Origin of the sequence: Streptomyces durbertensis, assembly GCF_014156695.1 — a bacterium.
In the GTDB taxonomy this organism is placed as follows: domain Bacteria; phylum Actinomycetota; class Actinomycetes; order Streptomycetales; family Streptomycetaceae; genus Streptomyces; species Streptomyces durbertensis.
The window spans coordinates 1-423 of sequence record NZ_WMLF01000954.1 but is presented as its reverse complement, the minus strand read 5'-3'; the positions used below and the strand labels follow the sequence as shown (position 1 = coordinate 423).

At 67.1% G+C, this 423-nt stretch carries 1 protein-coding gene; it reads right to left on the bottom strand.

The window, feature by feature from the left end:
- On the bottom strand, positions 1-423 hold a 423-nt coding region (locus tag GL263_RS29320; protein ID WP_500294582.1), incomplete at both ends, for a sigma factor-like helix-turn-helix DNA-binding protein.

Here is a 423-nt window from a genome sequence, read left to right as displayed (position 1 = left end):
CCGTTCACGCGGGCGTGTACGTAGCGGACGTCGCCCATGGCGCGCACCAGCTCGCAGTAGATCTTGGTGATCTGACCGGCGTCTTGAATGATGCGCGTGAACGACAGCACCTTGCCGCCGCCGTCGCCCACGAGTTGCGCGTCATCTGCCAGCAGCGCGCGGATGGCATCGCGTTGGCCCGTGCGTGAGGCTTGCGCAAAGCGCTCGAGCAAGTCCCGATGCGCATCGGGCGCGACATCGAAGCGCGGGCGCTCCTGCTGCACCCGGTCTGATGCGCGGTGCACCATCTGCCGGCACGCGGCTTCGGTCTTGCCCAGCAGGGCGGCGATCTCCGAGTAATCCTGATCGAATACCTGGCGCATCAGAAACGCCGCGCGCTCTTCGGGCGACAGGCGCTCGAGCACCCACAGCAGGGCCATCGAC